The 15,017-nt window shown below is 63.6% G+C and carries 9 protein-coding genes; 5 read left to right on the plus strand and 4 right to left on the minus strand.

What is annotated here, in order from left to right:
* Positions 1–58 precede the first annotated feature (58 nt).
* Positions 59–1,252 (plus strand): Gfo/Idh/MocA family protein, encoded by a 1,194-nt coding sequence (locus GRI65_RS05330; RefSeq protein ID WP_160755440.1) that lies wholly within the window; start codon positions 59–61, stop codon positions 1,250–1,252.
* Position 1,253: 1 nt separating this feature from the next.
* Here GRI65_RS05330 and GRI65_RS05335 read toward each other — a convergent pair whose 3' ends face one another.
* The 4 genes from GRI65_RS05335 to GRI65_RS05350 all read right to left on the minus strand — a co-directional run bounded on the left by GRI65_RS05335 (position 1,254) and on the right by GRI65_RS05350 (position 9,065).
* Positions 1,254–2,615 (minus strand): MFS transporter, encoded by a 1,362-nt coding sequence (locus tag GRI65_RS05335; protein WP_232843918.1) that lies wholly within the window; start codon positions 2,613–2,615, stop codon positions 1,254–1,256.
* A 110-nt stretch (positions 2,616–2,725) separates the two neighbouring features.
* Complete coding sequence (locus GRI65_RS05340; protein ID WP_202391119.1) at positions 2,726–3,751, minus strand: glycoside hydrolase family 5 protein; 1,026 nt, start codon at positions 3,749–3,751, stop codon at positions 2,726–2,728.
* Positions 3,752–3,803: 52 nt separating this feature from the next.
* Positions 3,804–6,614, minus strand: coding sequence for a glycoside hydrolase family 31 protein (locus GRI65_RS05345; protein ID WP_160755441.1), 2,811 nt, complete (start codon positions 6,612–6,614; stop codon positions 3,804–3,806).
* Between the two features lie 9 nt (positions 6,615–6,623).
* Entirely contained in the window at positions 6,624–9,065 is a 2,442-nt protein-coding gene (locus GRI65_RS05350; protein WP_232843919.1) for a glycoside hydrolase family 3 N-terminal domain-containing protein, read from the minus strand.
* A gap of 97 nt (positions 9,066–9,162) precedes the next feature.
* On the opposite strand from GRI65_RS05350, the gene GRI65_RS05355 reads away from it, so the two are divergent.
* The 4 genes from GRI65_RS05355 (at position 9,163) to GRI65_RS05370 (ending at position 15,017) form a co-directional block, all read left to right on the plus strand.
* Positions 9,163–11,685 (plus strand): glycoside hydrolase family 3 protein, encoded by a 2,523-nt coding sequence (locus tag GRI65_RS05355; protein ID WP_160755442.1) that lies wholly within the window; start codon positions 9,163–9,165, stop codon positions 11,683–11,685.
* A gap of 30 nt (positions 11,686–11,715) precedes the next feature.
* On the plus strand, positions 11,716–12,723 hold the full coding sequence (locus tag GRI65_RS05360) for a cupin-like domain-containing protein (protein ID WP_160755443.1): 1,008 nt from the start codon (positions 11,716–11,718) through the stop codon (positions 12,721–12,723).
* Positions 12,724–12,821: 98 nt separating this feature from the next.
* Complete coding sequence (locus tag GRI65_RS05365) at positions 12,822–13,847, plus strand: glycoside hydrolase family 5 protein (protein WP_232843920.1); 1,026 nt, start codon at positions 12,822–12,824, stop codon at positions 13,845–13,847.
* An 18-nt stretch (positions 13,848–13,865) separates the two neighbouring features.
* Entirely contained in the window at positions 13,866–15,017 is a 1,152-nt protein-coding gene (locus GRI65_RS05370; RefSeq protein WP_160755444.1) for a carbohydrate binding domain-containing protein, read from the plus strand.

Genomic DNA, 15,017 nt, shown 5'->3' on the forward strand with positions numbered 1-15,017 from the left:
CTTCCGTTTTGGTTCGAGGCGGACTATCCCTGTGGTATCGCTACCATTGGAGAGCAGCATGGCCGGATTCGACCCTCAGGATAAACCCACTCGCCGCCAGGTCCTGACGTATGGAGCCGCGGCGGCCGCACTCGCCGCCACTTCCGGCAAGGCGGCGGCACAGCGCGCCGAAGGGCAACCCCTGATCGGCAATCCGCAACTGCCAGACGTTCCAGGCGAGCGGATGCGCTGGGCGATAGTCGGGCTGGGCTCCTTCGCAGTTGGACAAGTCATCCCCGGCTTCGCCGACGCCCGCCATTCGCGAATGACTGCGTTCGTATCCGGCAACGCCGCGAAGGCCCGTGATCTCGGCGCGCGCTACGAAGTGGACCGGTTCTACGGCTACGACAATTTCGACCGGATCGCCGATGATGACCAGATCGACTGTGTCTACATTGTGCTGCCGGTCGGCCTCCACGCCGAATACACAATCCGCGCGCTCAAAGCCGGGAAGCACGTGCTGTGCGAAAAGCCGATGGCATCGAGCGCGGCGGAAGCGCAGGCGATGGTCGATGCTGCCCGCGCCGCGAACCGCCAGCTTGGCGCGGCCTACCGGGTGCATTTCGAACCCAACAATGTCCACGCTTTGGAGCGGATCACCAACGGTGACCTAGGTGTAATGCGTTATATCTCGGCCGATCATGGTTTCTCCGCGAACCCCGACTATCCGCCGCACAAATGGCGGCTGGAGAAGGAACTGGGCGGCGGCGGATCCATGTGGGATATCGGGGTTTACGGGGTCAACACCTCGCTGATGATGCTGCCGGGTGACCGCGTGGTTTCGGTGTCCGCTGCTTACGCCACACCGGCCGGTGATCCGCGCTTTACCGAAGTCGAAGGCGCGATCGACTACCGTTTTCGCATGGCGAGCGGGATCAACGTGCAGGGCTCATCCTCTTATTGCTGGAACCCCTACGTTTCGCGCCAGCGCTATTTCGGCAGCAAGGCCAGCATCGAGATGCAGCCGGCGACCACCTACGGCGATAACCAGATCATGATCGAAGGCGGCGAACATCCCCCGCGCACCTACCGTGCGGGCGATCCGATGCAGCAATTTGCCGCCCAAGTGGACGGTTTCTCGCTCGCTGCGCGGGCCAACACCCCGCACCGGACCCCCGGCGAAATGGGCCTTCGCGACCTCAAGCTGATGGAGGCCTGCTATGCCAGCGCCGATGCCGATGGCGCAGTAGTAAAGGTCGATATCGCGGTCTAGGTCAGGCCGCCGCTGTCTCCGGTCCGGCAACGGGATCCAGTTGCATGGTCGCGGGCGTCATGCGCGGCACCAGCATCTGGATGACGGCGAACGCGATCAGATAGCCCAGGCCGGCATAGATCACGATCGGGACATAGGAACCGGTCAGTTCCAGGGTCCAGCCGGTTGCCTGCGCGATCAAGATGCCGCCAATGGCTCCCGCCGCTCCGCCCATCCCGGCGATCGTCGCGACCGCGCGGCGCGGGTACATGTCGGCGATCATGGTGAAGATATTCGAGCTGAACGCCTGGTGCGCGGCCGTCCCCAGCCCGATCAGCAGCACCGCCATCCACGGCTCCGGCACGCTCGCTACGGTGACCAGCGGCAAGGCGAACAGGGCCGCAACGAACAGCGTGGTCTTGCGGGCGCGGTTGACCGACCAGCCGCGATTGACGAGGTGCGAAGACAACCAGCCGCCAGCGATGGAACCGATATCGGCGAGCAGATAGACCACGATCAGAGCCGGGCCGATCGTGGCCAAAATGCCGCTGTCGCCCTTGGGAAACAGCTCCATTCCCTGCGTCTTGGCGAGAAAATCGGGCAGCCAGAACAGAAACAGGTACCACACCGGATCGGTGAAGAATTTGCCGCAGATGAAGAACCACGCCTGCCGCTGGCGGATGGCGTCCTTCCAGCCGAGCGGCGGCCCGGCAGCGTCTTCGCCGTCCTGCCCGATCCACGCGCGCTCCTCGTCGGTGACCTCGACATGATCGACGGGTTGGCGGAAGAACCGGAGCCAGCCCCACAAGACCACGAACCCGAGCAGGCCAGTGACAAGGAACGCGGCGCGCCAGCCATACGCTCCGGCAATTCCGATGGCGATGATCGGCGTCAGCAGCACCCCGACATTGGCCCCGGCGTTGAGGATGCCCACCCCCAACGCACGTTCCCGCTTGGGAAACCATTCAGCGACCGACTTTACTGCCCCGGGATAAGCTGCACTTTCGGCCAGACCCAGCGCTATCCGCGCCAACACGAAGCCCAGGATTCCCTTGGCAAACGCATGGCTGGCGGCGGCGAGACTCCACAGGAAAATGGCGATCGCCATGCCTTTGCGGGTGCCGACAAGGTCGAGCCAGCGCCCCACTACCAGCAGGCCGATTCCGTAACTCGCCTGAAACGCGGTAACGATGTTGCCGTAGTCGACTTCGCTCCAGCCCATCTCGACTTCGATGACCGGCTTGAGCACGCCGATGATCTGGCGGTCGATGTAGTTAATCGTGATGACGAAAAAGAGCAGCGCGCAGATGCCCCAGCGGTAACGTCCCAAGGGCTTGATGAAACCGGAAACCGATTTCGCCTCGTTCGACACGGGCGCGTTCAAGCGCGCTCTCGCCGGGCAGCGGTTCTATTCCCCAACATCACGGTTCCTCTCCCTTGATAGCGCTACCATACGCTCGCTGAGTAATTGCGGCAAGCATCACGGGCAGCCTGTTACCGGGCGTCTGCCGCAGCGGCCGAACGGAGGCGACCGCGGAGCAGTTTTCCGCTTTCGGTCAGATCGTCTTCCGTCCAGCCTGAAGGCCCAGCGCCCGGCTTCAGCGCTGCGCTGCTTTCGTCCTTGTCCGTGATCGACCAATTGAACCACGACACGTGGTTTTCCTCCGCCCAGTCCCACCAGGCGTTGGATGAAGCGAGATCGATCGCGCCGTCCCCCGTCGCCTCGACCAGTCCGAACTCCGTGACCATAAGCGCCAGTCCCGCGCGCCGCGCTGCGTCCGCCTTAGCGCGCAGACCTTCCTTGTGGGTGGCAGCGTAATAATGAAGCGTATAGCCGATGTTGGTGCCGGCAACCGGATCGCGTGCCGCGATGTCGACATCCTGGCTCCAGCTGGGCGATCCGAGAATGATGAGGTTGTCGGGATCGACCGCCCGGATCGCTGCCACGATCCGTTCGTGATAGGGCTTGATGTCGCGCGACCAGTCGACTCCTTCACGCAAGGGTTCGTTAAACGGTTCGTAGATCAGGTTGGGCAGATGGCCATAGCGGCGCGCGATTGCCGTGAGGAATCGCTCGGCCTCTTCGGGATGTGCGGTGTGCGCATGCCAATCGACGATCACGTAGATGCCGTTCGCCCGTGCCGCTTCGATCACGGTTGAAGCCTTCTCAAGTTCGCGGTCGAAATGGGTGATCGCGCTGTTTTCGCCGCGCGCCGCGATGGCCGCCCGCACGCCGCTGACTTTCCAGTCCTGCGCCAGCCAAGTGACGGTCTCGGCGGAGTAGTATTGCGGTGCCCATTGGGACCAGAACAAGCTCATGCCCCGCAGCGTGACCGGCTTGCCGTCTTCGCCCACGATCTTGCCGCCGACGATAGCCAAGGCGCCATGCCGCGCAACCGGACTGCCGGTGGGGGCGGCCAGCGGCCCAGACTGAGACCGTTCTGTTTGCAGCGGATCGATAGTAGCGCAACTTGGCAGCGCCAGGATCGCAGCGGCAAGCAAGCTGGTAAATCGCATCATGACTTCCTCTCCCTTGTATTCTTGTCCCCGCCAAAGACGGGGGAACCGAGCCTCAGAACGTCGCCGTGACCGCATTCCCGTCGTAATCCAGCACCTGTCCATCGGTGCGATCGAATATTTCGCCACGTTGCGCGCCGTCATGGAGGATGATCGTAATCCGGCGCTGGTCGGCCATGCCGGGGAAGCACCCTTCCCGCGCGCCGACTGTAAGCTGGCGCTTGGCATCGTCCCACCGCATCGGAAGGCGGGCGAATTCTCCGCGCGTGTAACCCATGTCAGTGCCTTCATCCTCGTACAGCGTGAAGGCACCGTCTGCCCCCGCGAAGACGTGCACCGTCAGCGGTCCTTGCGGATTTTCGCCGGTCCACTGGACGTCCGGCCCCGTAGGAATGATCGCGCCCGAGCGGACGAACAGCGGCATGGATTCGCGCGGTGCAGCACTGACCACGCGCTGCCCGCCGGTCAGTTTTTCGCCGCTGCGGGTATCGTACCAGTCGGACCCGGACGGCAAGTAGACCTCGCGGCTGCGGGCTCCGAACTCGCTGACCGGAGCGACCAGAAGCGCGGGGCCGAAGATGTATTGATCGTCAATTTCCCAGGTCCGCCGGTCGCCTTCGAAATCCATCACCAGCGGCCGCATCATGGTGCCATCATGAAAATGGGTGCTGGCTGCGACTGAGTAGATATACGGCATCAGGCGGTATCGCAGCCGGTGATAGTCCATCAGCCCTTCCCGCATCGCTGGATCGCCCTCGCTAATCAGATAGGTTTCGCGCCGCGGGAATTCGCCATGGCTGCGGAACAGCGGACTGAACGCTCCGAACTGGAACCACCGCAGATACAATTCCCGCCATTCGGCAACATGCGCGGGGTCTTCGCGGCTGTAGCGATCTTCCAGCGCGAACCCGCCGATGTCGTGGGTCCAGTTGGGAACTCCGGCGACGCTCAGGTTCAGCCCGGCGCTGATCTGATCACGGAGATCGTCCCAGCGCGCGGCGACATCGCCGGACCACAGCGCAGAGGATGTCCGCTGTACACCGCCGAAACCGCTGCGAGTAAGGATGAAAGGCCGCGTATCGGGCTGTGCGGCGCGAAGCCCGTCGAACACGCCCTCCGCATGGACCAGCGGGTAGGAATTGAAGATCGCTGCGCCGGGTTCTCCGGTGGCTGGTGAGGTCATCTGGAACTTGCGCTGCTCGGCTGAAAGGTTGGAATGCCAGTCGGGCTCGGTCGCATCCATCCACCACGCATCGAAGCCAAGCGGCAACAGCGCGTCCTGCATTTGCCGCCAATAGATATCGCGCGCTTCCTTCGCGTAGGGATCGTAGAACGTGTTGGCATAACCCGGTCCGACCCAATCACGCTGCTGCGCCGCCAGCGGCCGTTCGTATAGATACCCTTTTTCCCGCAGCTCCTGCCCGTTGTCGGTGCCGGGATAGAATTTTGGCCAGACCGAAATCATGATCCGCCCGTTCAGCGCGTGAACCTGTTCCACCATCGCCTTGGGATCGGGGAAACGTGCTGGATCGAAACAGTGGCAGCCCCAGCTGTCTTCCGGCCAATAGAACCAGTCCTGCACCACGGCGTCGATCGGTATTTCCTGGTCGCGGTAGGTCTGCATCACTTCGACCAACTGCGCCTGTGTTTCATAGCGCTGGCGCGATTGCCAGAACCCATAGGCCCAGCGCGGCATCATCGGGGCCTCGCCGGTCAAACGGCGGTATCCGGCGATTGCCTCGTCCATGGTCGGAGCGGGGACGATATAATAATCGATCGCCTTTCCCGCCTCGCTTGCGAAACTGACCGAATGACGGTCCAGCGGAGGCAGCGGATCGGCATGTTCAAGCGCGATGTAACCCTGGTTTGGCTGCCACTCGATGCGCAGTTCGACCGCCTTCCCCGCTTTCGCCTCCAGTTCGAAATTGTGATACCACGGGTTCCAGTTCTGCCGCCAGCGTTCGAGCACCGGCTTCCCATCGGCAAAGACCGAGACGTAGCTGGAGGAATACAGACGGAACTTGTGCATCCCGTCCGCGTCCGGCGTGAATTTTCCTGTCCACACCACCCGCTGCGTCTGGACCGCGTTGCCCTGTGTATTCTGTCCGGTCGTCGCCGCCTCGACCGCGGCCTTCGCTTCTTCGGGCCAGCGCGCCTGGTCCTCGAGATACTGGTAATCGATGACCTGCTCGGTGCGGGTCAGGACCAGTCGATCACCGAGAAAATACTTCGCCTGCCAATCGAGGCTGAGCTTTTCATACGGGTCCGGATTACCGACGCGGGTGATCGACGCATTGTCCCACAGCAGGCCGTACCCGCGCGTCGACACCAGATAGGGCAGCGCGATCGCCATGTTATGCTGCGCGAGTTCGACATCCTCTCCGTTGTAATTCATCTGCCGGTTCTGGTGCTGGCCCAGCCCGTACAGCCCTTCATCAGTGCCACGGTTGAACTGGATACGGGTCGCAAACCACGGCTGCCCCTCGATTTCCACCGGTGTAATCCGCCGCGCCGGAGCATGTTCGTCGAGCAACACTGCGCCTTCTGCATCACGAAAGGTCAACTGCCCGTTGCCGAGCGCAATCGACGCAGAACCCTGTGGAGTCTTCAGAATTGCCCGGTCGCCCTCCAACGACACCAGCGGCAGGCCGTCCGGCTCCTTGTCGACCATCGCCGTGGAGGGCGCTTCCGGAAGCGCATCGGCGCCGTTGGTGATCCGCAACGTGCCATCGGCGAAGGCGAGCACGCGGACCTGTTCCCCGCTGTCGGTGGTAACCACCATGCCGTGCGGGACCTGCCGCATCTCCCCTGCCAGCGCTGGGGACGTCACAAAGATCAGGACAGCTAGCGCGGCGGAAAATTTCATGGCTAATCCTCAGCGAACGGCGACTACCGTGGGGATGGCAGCGGGCGCGATCGTGCCGGGCGCGGAGCCGGTTATGGTGACCGTGGTGCGCGCGCGAATGTCGTTCGACGCGCTCCCGACCATCAGCTCGATTTCGCCTGGCTCGACTTGCCATTCGCCCGCCGCGCTCCACAGGGCGAACTGGGCCGCCGTCAGGGTGAAGCTGACAGACCTGCTCTCACCCGGCTCAAGCCGGATGCGGGCAAAGCCGCGCAATTGCTGGACGGGGCGGGAGACGCTCGCCACCGGATCGCGCATGTAGAGCTGGACGACCTCGTCGCCCGCAAGGATCCCGGTGTTGGTCACCGGCACCGTCACGGTGACCGTGCCGCCCGCGGCAGCGATCGATTTGCCCGACAATGCGATCGGCCCGTAACCCGCGGTGGTATAGCTCAGTCCGTGCCCGAAAGCGTACAGCGGAGTGATCGGTTGATCCATATACCGCGCGGTGTCTTTGGCGATGTCGGGGTCTGCCGGGCGCCCGCTAGGAAGGTGATCGTAATTGGCGGGCACTTGCCCGACCGAGCGGGGGAAACTCGCTGTCAGCCGGCCGCCGGGATTGTTGTCGCCGAACAGGGTGTTGACGATTGCGGGCCCAGCCTCGACACCCAGTAGCCACGTGGCGAGCACGGCATCGGCCTGCGCATCGACTTCGGGGATGGCGAGTGGACGGCCGCCCATCAGCACAACCACCAAAGGCTTTCCGGTCGCCGCCAGCGCCGCGAGCAATTCGCGCTGTCGGCCCGGCAGATCGAGCGACGAGCGGCTGCGCGCTTCGCCGGACCAGTCGAAATCTTCCCCCAGCGCCGCAACGATAATGTCCGACTGCCGGGCGGCGGCAACCGCTGCGGCAATGCCTGACGGATCGTCCGACCGGCTGTCGGCCCCGGGAACATAGCGCACATCGGGATGCGCGGCTTCCAGCGCGGCGCGCAGGGTCACCACGTCTTCCGCCTGCCCGCGCGCACGCCATGATCCAAGCTGCGACAAGGCGTCGTCTGCCAGCGCCCCGATCAGCGCAATCCGTCCTGCGTCACGCGCCAGCGGAAGCACGTTGCCCTCGTTTTTCAGCAGCACGATCGACCGCTCGGCGCTGGCCCGCGCCGCAGCGCGGTGATCGGCGGACAGCATCACCGCCGCCTCCCGCTGTGTGTCGTGATATTTGTAAGGGTCGTCGAACAGTCCGAGATCGCGCTTCACCGTCAGGATACGCCGGACCGCCTGATCGAGCATCGGCAAGAGCGCCGGATCCGTAGCAATAGCTGCGGCGAGGTCGGCAGCATAAACATCGGCGACCATATCCATGTCGACACTCGCGCGCAGGGCCAGTCCGGCGGCATCGGAACGGGTGCCCGCCACCCCGTGCGCCAGCAGTTCCTCGACCGCACGCCAATCCGACAGCAACAACCCTTCCCAGCCCCACTGGTCCCGCAACATGGTGCGCAGCAGCGCTTCGTTACCGGTGGTCGGAACGCCGTCGAGCGCGTTGAAGGCGGTCATGTAGCTTGCGGTGCCCGCTTCGGCGGCGGCGCGGAAGGGCGCGAGATAGACTTCCTGCATGGTGCGCATGCCGACTTCGGCACCGGCATAATCCCGCCCACCCTCGGCAGCGCCGTAGGCCCCGAAATGCTTGGTTCCGGCCATGATCGTGTCCGCCGCGCCAAGATCGCTGCCCTGGAACCCGCGAACTTGCGCCTCCGCCATCCGGCTGCCGAGATACGCGTCCTCGCCCGCGCCTTCCACGATACGGCCCCACCGAGGATCGCGCGCGACATCGACCATCGGCGCGAAAGTCCAATGGAGTCCGGCAGCGGCGGATTCGCGCGCCGCGATCCGTGCATGGTCTTCCATGACTTGCGGATCCCAGCTTGCCGACATGGCCAGCGGAACCGGGAAGATCGTGCGGTAGCCATGCACGACGTCCATCGCGAACAGCAACGGGATGCCGAGGCGGCTTTCCTCGACAGCCACCCGCTGCAGCTCGCGCAGCGGCGCAGCACCGGCAACGTGGAGGTAAGAGCCAACTTCGCCGCGTCGGACTTTCTCGAGTTCGTCGGGACCAAGTCTGGAATTGAGCGCCTTGGAACGCCCCCCCATGCGCTGAACCAACTGGCCGATCTTTTCCGCCAGCGTCATCCTTTCGATCAGCGAATCGATATCCAACCGGATGGGCGATGGATCAGGCGAAGCGACCTCTGGAGAGGGCCGGTCGATGACTTGCGGAACTGTTTCACCAAACGCCATGACCTCTCCCCGCACCCCGGTGGGAAACGCGGCGACGGTGAATAATGATATCGCTACCAAAGAAGCCGATGCCCGCATTCCGATGTCCCCTCCCGCGCTCTTTTCATGCGCTTGTCCGCACACGCTACGGTCACAATCGCCAGAAGGCAAGGCTGCCGCGATTGACATGCGTCACCGCATTTCATAGCAGGATGATAGCGCTCCCAATTGGGAAAGCGCGTGGGACAGCGACCGAACGACGGTTGCGTGAGAGAGGATTGGGATCATGGTCGCGTTCGGCAGGACATTCGCCTTATTGGCAGGAACCGCGCTCGCTGCGTGCACGACAACCGGGGCCAATACTGTCCCCACCGCACAAGCTGGTGGAACCGAAGCCTCGGTCGCCGCTGCGGGTATCGCCAATCCCGAAATCTGGCCTGCCTACAACTATCCCGTCCCGCTGCAGGCAGACGATGAAGCGCGCATTACCCGCCTGCTCGCCGCTATGACCTTGGAAGAAAAGGTCGGCCAGCTGGTCCAGGCGGATCTTTGCTGCGTTACTCCGGAAGATGTGAAGACCTACAATCTCGGCTCGATCCTGGTGGGCGGTAACAGTGGCCCGAACGGAAACGATCTTTCGCCCGCGCCAGACTGGCTCAAGGCCGCCGACGATTTCTACCTCGCGTCGGTCGACGATTCCGACGGCGGGGTAAGCATTCCTGTTGTCTGGGGTACCGACGCAGTTCACGGGCATGCGAACATTATCGGTGCAACCGTGTTTCCACACAACATCGGCCTCGGCGCAATGCGCGATCCGGAACTGATCGAACGTATTGGGCACGTCACGGCGAAGGAAATCCGCGTCACCGGGCAGGAGTGGACCTTTGCGCCGACCGTTGCGGTGCCGCAGGACTTCCGCTGGGGCCGCGCCTACGAAGGCTATTCCTCGGACCCGGACCTTGTCGCTTCCTATGTCGGCGCGATGGTTCGCGGCCTGCAGGGCCCGCCCACCAATGATAATCTCCTTGCCGGGCCCTACGTGATCGCATCGACCAAGCACTTCCTTGCCGATGGCGGTACCGACAAGGGTGTCGACCAAGGTGACAGCTCGATCACGGAGGAAGCACTCCGCGACATTCACGGCACGCCTTACGGCCCCGCGATTGCCGAGGGTGTATCGACGGTCATGGTCAGTTTCTCGAGCTGGCAGGGCGTCAAGATGACCGGCAACAAGTCGCTCATTACCGGGGTCCTGAAAGACCGGATGGATTTCGGCGGCTTCGTCGTGTCCGACTGGAATGCCCACGGCCAGGTCGAAGGCTGCACCAACGACAGCTGCCCGCAGGCACTGGCAGCCGGGCTAGACATGTACATGGCCCCGGACACCTGGAAACCGATCTACGAAGACACGCTGGCCCGCGCCAAGGCCGGCACGATCCCGATGGACCGGATCGACGATGCCGTTACGCGAATCTTGCGGGTCAAGGGCCGGCTGGGGCTGTTCGAAGCGGGCAAGCCTTCCGATCGGCCGTATTCGGGCCAGTATGAATTGCTCGGCGCGCCGGAACACCGTGAAGTCGCGCGCGAAGCGGTGCGAAAGTCGCTTGTACTGCTGAAGAACCAGGGTGTGCTGCCGATCGCTCCGGGCGGGCGGCTGCTGGTCGCTGGAGAAGGAGTTGACGACATTGCTCGGCAGTCCGGGGGCTGGACATTATCCTGGCAGGGCACCGGGGTCGACAACAGCCATTTTCCCGGAGCTACGTCGATCTGGAGCGGTTTGAAACAAGCCGTGGAAGCGGGCGGAGGAAGCGCGGAACTTGCGCCTGATGGCCAGTTCTCCCAGCGCCCGGATGCTGCGGTCGTGGTCTTCGGCGAAACGCCGTATGCCGAATTTCAGGGTGACCGCGCAGTGCTTGCGCTCGATCCGGAACTTACCGCTCCCTACGAAACTATGCGCCGCTTGAAGGCGCAGGGAATTCCGGTTGTCGCGTTGATGATCACCGGGCGGCCGCTGTACGTAAACCCGGCTCTCAATTCCGCCGACGCCTTCGTGGTCGCTTGGCTTCCCGGCACCGAGGGCGGCGGGATCGCCGACGTGCTGGTTGGCAGCGCAGAAGGCAGCCCGCGCCATGATTTCGTGGGCAAGCTGCCCACCGCGTGGCCGCGCACCGTCGACATGGCGGATGGCGCATTGTTCAAATTCGGTGACGGGCTGACGTACCGCAGCCCGCGCTCCGCGTGGACACCCTTGGCCGAACTGGACGCCAGCGCAATGGCGGGTGACAGCCGGCTATGGTTCAGCGCCGGTTCGCCAGCCGCGCGCTGGTCTCTGCTAGTGAACGGCGAGACCACCGGTGACCAGACCCGCGTCACCACCGTCCCCGCCGAGGCGCTCGGCGGACGAGTGCGCATCGCAGCGGAAAACTTCGTGGTCCAGGAAGGCGCACGGCGCTTCACGATCGACAGCGGCACCGCCAATGTCGCGCTCCGTAACTTCGAAGCGGTCAATGTGGACAAGGAAACCAACGCGGACATCCTGCTGCTGGCGACCATCAAGGTGTGGGACGCGCCCGACAGCGCAAGGATCGGCGCGATCGGCCCCAACGCCCGCGGATTTGCTAACTTCGCGATGCCTGCCAGCGGAGAATGGGTACGCTACGGCATTCCGCTCAAGTGCTTGCGCCAGAAAGGGGCAGAGGTCACCAATCTGACCGAGCCGTTCGTGCTGAACACCGTGGGCCAAGCGGATTACGCAATCGGAGAAGTACGGCTGGGCACAGACGCACAAGTGGTCCTGCCCTGTTCCTGAACCCGCTCCTGATGTGCTAGGACCTGGGCGATGAGCCCCGTCGAAGAAATCGCCGCACCCGATCGTACCACGTTCGAGCGCGACATTCGCCCGCTGTATCGCCCGGTGGTGATACGCGGCGCGGCGCGTGACTGGCCGGTTGTCGCGGCGGGCAATCGCTCTGCTGACGAGGCTCTCGGTTATCTCGAAGGTCTCGACAGCGGCGCGCCGACGATGCTGATGATCGCCCCGCCGGACCAAAAGGGCCGTTTCTTCTACAGTCCGGATATGCGGGCCTTCAATTTCCGGCGCGAACAGGCGACCATCTCGCAGCTGGCCGACCATTTGCGCCAGATTGCGGAACAGGCGGAACCGATCGGAATTTACGCCGGAGCGACCTCTGCCGCGTCGCATTTGCCAGGTTTCGAGGCGGACAATCCCTTCGCATTAGCCGGGCCGGAAACTGGCGCGACCACGCGGGTATGGCTCGGCAATGCGACCCAGGTGGCGACCCATTTCGACCTGTCGGACAATTTCGCGGTCGTGGCCTTGGGCCGGCGGCGCTTCACGCTGTTCCCGCCCGAGGCCACCGCCGATCTGTATGTCGGACCGTTCGACGTCACTCTCGCCGGACAACCGGTCAGCATGGTCGATCCGCTTGCCCCCGATCATGAGCGCTACCCGCGCTTCGCCGACGCTCTGGCCAAGGCCCAGTTTGCCGAACTCGAACCGGGTGATGCAATCTACATTCCGACCCTGTGGTGGCACCATGTTCAGGCCACGGCACCGATCAATATCCTGGTGAATTACTGGCACAACGACGCTCCCCATGGGGGCGGTTTTCTCGCCCTGATCCACGCGATCCTGGCGATCCGGGACCAGCCCGATGGTCAGCGCGACGCGTGGCGCGAATGGTTCGACCATTTCGTGTTTGGACCGGATGCGAAGGAAGCAGCGGACCACCTTCCGCCGCACGCCCGAACAGTCACGGGGCCGCCCTCGCCCCAGCGTGACGAGATGATCCGCCGTTTCCTGGCGCAGATACTTAACGTCCGCTGACGGACCAGTTTAGATCGGTACTTTACCGTCACCTCCTCTTCATGTTAGCGCTAACGCGAACTAGCCGGTCGTCCAGAATCGGCAGAGGGAGATGCCTGATGATCCGCTCACTTACCGTGGGACTGTCTGTACTGTCCTTGGCCGCAAGCGGCGTCATGGCCCAGTCGCCCGCCGCCCCTCAAATCACCCCGGCCTTGCCGGTCGGAACCTGCATCAATCTCGGCAACACGCTCGAGCCCGAACAGGAAGGTAGCTGGGGCGGTGCGCCCGTGGCTGCGGAGGATTTCGCCAGGATCAAGGCGGCCGGGTTCGAGACGGTACGAATTCCCGTTCGGTGGCACAACAAGACCACCAATAAGGCGCCGTGGCCAGTGGACAAAGCGTGGATGGACCGCGTCCAGACAGTCGTCGACCAAGCCCTGGCTGCCGATCTCAATGTCATACTCAACAGTCACCACTTCGACCCGATCCATGACCAGCCGCTCGCCGTTGCGGAATGGCACGGTGCTGTGTGGAAACAGATCGCGGAACGGTTCAGAGGTTATCCTGAGAAAACCTTGTGGTTCGAACTCGAAAACGAACCGCACAAGAATTTCAACCATACGAACTTGCTCGAAACGCTGACCCCGGCACTGGAAGCGGTCAGGGCGACGCACCCGACCCGCGCGGTCATCATCGGGGGCGAGAACTGGAGCGGCATCGATTCGCTTGCCACGTTGCCGCTGCCCGATGATGCGAACATCCACCCGACGTTCCACTATTACGACCCGTTCCTCTACACCCATCAGGGGGCCAGCTGGACCGCGCCGGACGTGCCGCCGGTCGGACGGAAATTTCCGACGGAGGAAGACCGGGAAAAGCTGAAGCAGGACGTCGCCAAAATCCAGGCCTACATCGCTCGAACCGGCAAGACGCCGTTCATGGGTGAAGTCGGCGCTTACGACAAACATATCCCAACCGCGGACCGCGCAACGTACCACCGGATGCTGCGCGAAGCCTTCGCGCCGACCGGCATTGGTATGTGCAACTGGGCCTATGCAAATACGTTCCCGTTCTGGGACCGCGAAGCCGGGCGCTGGCTGCCGGGCATGCTGGCCGCCGTCGGATTGCCGGAACAGGATTGACCACGGAAGGATAGCACCATGCATCGCCGCTTACTCACCGCATTCCTCGCCGGAACCGTCCTGGCCTGGCCCGTCAATGTCGCGATCGGGCAGGAACTTTCCCCCGAACTACAGGCTTTCGACGCGCAAGTGCCCGGTAGCCTCATCAATGACCCGACCGATCTGGTGTGGCTGACACAGGGCACGGGGCTCGAAGCCGAGGGTGTTCAGGATGCGAGCATCCCCGGCGGGGGTGCCGCGCGGCGATACTCGGTTGCTGCCAAGGGTGCCGATGTCTGGGAAGCGCAGACGCTGATCCCGCTGCTCGCAGAAATCAAACGCGGGGAGGTGGTTACCGTCGGTTTCTACGCGCGCACCGTCGCCTCCGGCGCGGCGGACGGTCAGGGCACGATCGGGGTCCGGGTGCAGGAAAATGCTGCGCCATATTCCGGATTTGCCGACCAGGTCGTTTCGGTCGGCTCCGAGTGGAAATGGTACGAAGTCAGTGGTACCGCCGCCAGCCCGATCAAACGCGCGAATGCGACGGTCGCCCTCCAACTCGCCGGCGCCAAGCAGGTTATCGAAATCGGCCAAGCCATCGTGGTCAAGGGTGCGGCGTCGATCATCTCCGCGCCCCCTGCGCCTAAGGCTGCAGCGCCCGTTGCAACCGTAACTGCCGCCGTTGTGCCTGACGCCGCTTCTATCGAGATGCCTGATCCGCTGCGCAGCGCAGGCCGCCTGATCAACAACCCGGCTGCGCGTCCGTGGGGCCACTCGGGCGCCGGAGGCCGCTGGGAAGAACTGGACGAGCCCGCCATCTGGCTAGGCAAGGCAACGCGCTTCACAACCACCTCGGTCGGGGCAAACCCGTGGGACCTCGGGACCAATATACCTATCGCTACCGCCATTGCCGAAGGGGACCGGCTGGTCATTGCCGTCGTGGCACGCACGCAGTCGGCCGAAACCACCAACGGCAAGGGCCTCGTCGCGGTCCGCCTGCAAGGCACCGCCCCGCCCTATGACGGCTTCGGCGACAAGGCCTTCACGGTCGGCGACCGCTGGCAGATGGTCCGCATTCCGGTCACTGCGACGCGCAGCTTCGGCCCGGGTGAAGCGGCGGTCGCACTGCATTTCGCGACCGCCGTTCAAAGTGTGGATATCGGCCCGGTTTATGTATTCAAGGCAGAATGA

The organism is Allopontixanthobacter sediminis, from assembly GCF_009828115.1.
GTDB classification, from domain to species: domain Bacteria; phylum Pseudomonadota; class Alphaproteobacteria; order Sphingomonadales; family Sphingomonadaceae; genus Allopontixanthobacter; species Allopontixanthobacter sediminis.

What these genes read in the sequence shown, in the direction of transcription:
- GRI65_RS05330 (WP_160755440.1), top strand. Translation starts at nt 59, where the DNA reads ATGGCCGGATTCGACCCTCAGGATAAACCCACTCGCCGCCAGGTCCTG.
- GRI65_RS05340 (WP_202391119.1), bottom strand. Translation starts at nt 3,751, where the DNA reads ATGATGCGATTTACCAGCTTGCTTGCCGCTGCGATCCTGGCGCTGCCA.
- GRI65_RS05345 (WP_160755441.1), bottom strand. Translation starts at nt 6,614, where the DNA reads ATGAAATTTTCCGCCGCGCTAGCTGTCCTGATCTTTGTGACGTCCCCA.
- GRI65_RS05350 (WP_232843919.1), bottom strand. Translation starts at nt 9,065, where the DNA reads ATGTCAATCGCGGCAGCCTTGCCTTCTGGCGATTGTGACCGTAGCGTG.
- GRI65_RS05355 (WP_160755442.1), top strand. Translation starts at nt 9,163, where the DNA reads ATGGTCGCGTTCGGCAGGACATTCGCCTTATTGGCAGGAACCGCGCTC.
- GRI65_RS05360 (WP_160755443.1), top strand. Translation starts at nt 11,716, where the DNA reads ATGAGCCCCGTCGAAGAAATCGCCGCACCCGATCGTACCACGTTCGAG.
- GRI65_RS05365 (WP_232843920.1), top strand. Translation starts at nt 12,822, where the DNA reads ATGATCCGCTCACTTACCGTGGGACTGTCTGTACTGTCCTTGGCCGCA.
- GRI65_RS05370 (WP_160755444.1), top strand. Translation starts at nt 13,866, where the DNA reads ATGCATCGCCGCTTACTCACCGCATTCCTCGCCGGAACCGTCCTGGCC.